This is a genomic window from Zoogloea sp. 1C4 (assembly GCF_009469605.1).
GTDB classification, from domain to species: Bacteria; Pseudomonadota; Gammaproteobacteria; order Burkholderiales; family Rhodocyclaceae; genus Zoogloea; species Zoogloea oryzae.
On sequence record NZ_SSXU01000075.1, the window covers coordinates 1 to 2,025 of the forward strand.

3 protein-coding genes are annotated in these 2,025 nt (G+C 29.0%); all 3 read right to left on the bottom strand.

From position 1 onward, the window contains the following. Nucleotides 1-471 (bottom strand): hypothetical protein (locus GH681_RS22800; protein ID WP_153163790.1); only part of this gene is annotated, 471 nt, incomplete at its 3' end. A gap of 9 nt (nt 472-480) precedes the next feature. Beyond that, a complete protein-coding gene (locus GH681_RS22805; RefSeq protein ID WP_153163791.1) occupies nt 481-897 on the bottom strand; it encodes a hypothetical protein in 417 nt (138 codons plus the stop codon). A 213-nt stretch (nt 898-1,110) separates the two neighbouring features. Beyond that, on the bottom strand, nt 1,111-2,025 hold a 915-nt coding region (locus tag GH681_RS23440), incomplete at its 5' end, for a hypothetical protein (RefSeq protein WP_194271322.1).

Here is a 2,025-nt window from a genome sequence, read left to right on the forward strand (position 1 = left end):
AACTCTAGTTATACCTCCGTTTTCATTGTATTCGTAATCAGTGATAGCTGTAGATGGTAAGAAATCCTTGACCATTTGAATACCACTTATAGTGTGCCATGTCTTTTTATCAGACATAGTAGGACAAAATAAGTGATTATTAAATCCAAATGTCATTTTAGATAAGTAATCCTCTATAGGAGATATACCAAAGTAATCACGATTAGTGTTTTGCAGATTCTCTTCTAAGTTTAGATAAGTATTTAATTTAATTAAATCAGCATTACTGTTTATAGATTGTAATAACAAAGAATTTGCAGAGTAAGGATTTTTGCCTAATAATTCTCTTTTACCGTTCAAATTATATTTCAACCATCTTATTTGGTCTGACATATAGTTATTCTCTGTAATAGGATATACTAGATTACCATCTGCTCCAGTAACACTAAATTCTTCTGGAGATGGGTGTGTTCTACCCCAAGCTATAGCCATTAGATTTATCTAAGCATCTGGTTTTCTACTAGTAAATATTCTATCAAATGTTCTAGCAGTTTCTCCACTTCTGGATTTTATACTACTTGTACCTCTAATTGCAGCTATGTTAATATTATTTAATATACTTTTAGTTAAAGAAGTACTAGCATTTGTAGATCTCCAGAAATTTTCAAACGCTTGCATATTAGGTTGACCTGTTCCATTAGTAAGTAAATAGTCTAATGCTAAATCATCCATATTAATAGATAGATTATTACACATATCTATAAAGCTAGATCTAACTTTAATATAATCATCCAAAGTTTTATCTTTCTTTTTTAATACATTGTCTATTAATATTTTATGTTTCCACACAGCAGAATGAAACTTATCTTGATTTATAGTTCTAGTACCATCTTCATTAACATCAATTAAATCTGACAAGAAGAACTATTGCGACCATTTCTTTGGTAATCTACTTATCTTTCTATATACATCAGAATTCTGAATTCTCCATTTTAATTTATTAGAATACTCTTGTGTAGCATATTCTATCTGTTCGTCAGATCCTCTCTACGTAAAAGGTATCTACTTTCTTTCTACAATTATAGCAGTTAAACTATTTTTTGCACTTTTAACTGTATTTAATATTTGAGTCTAAGTGACTTCATCAATAGGATCATCTTTTGAAGTTAACTTATTATATACAGTCATAAAGAACGGATCTACCTTACCAAGATTATAGCACTTATCTACTAGGTCTAAATAACTTTCAACATTCCACAGATTCTCTAATATCTTATTCCACACAACGTTAAAATCTTCAGATCTAGTAGTCATCAACAAGTCATCCTCCTCTTCTACTAAGTATTTATTACCTGTTTCTGGATCAAATTCGTATTTAGTTTTAGGAATAGAATAAAAGAATAGTTTCGCTTTGAAAGCTACATTGGCTTTTTTACTTATTGTATAACTTTCTTTATCCCAAGTATTATCAGGATTATCTCCAAGTTCTCTTTCTTCTCTTTCTTGTTCTTCTGATTCTTCAGTATTCTTTTTAATAATACTAAAGTTTCTTAAGTAATCGTCTATTTGTTTCTTGAATACTTCTTTGTTGTTGATTACATCTTTGATAAGTCGCTCTTGAGATTCATCATACATTCCTAACTCTAAGTTAGTCGTTAGAATATCATCAAATATATCATTAATCTTCTTAGGTAAACTTTGTAAATCTTCAATACTACTAATATTAAATGTATCCATTACTGTAGCATTTAAAGAATCTACTACTGCATAGAAAGTAGTAGCGTCTGCTATAGAAGCCATTTTCTTTAATTCTTTATCCTCTACTCCTGGAACATAATAGTATAATACACCACCAAATCTTTTTTCAAAATCTTCTAATGTGGACTTAGATGGTTTATATTTTGAAAATTCTCCTTTGCGTATCTTATTGAATAAAGTTCTAACTAAATCTCCATTCCTAGTAATACCTAATACCTTAAGTATTACGTTGAATAGTTTTTTAATTCTATATGCTATAGATGGCTTAGTTTCATTTAGCATATATTG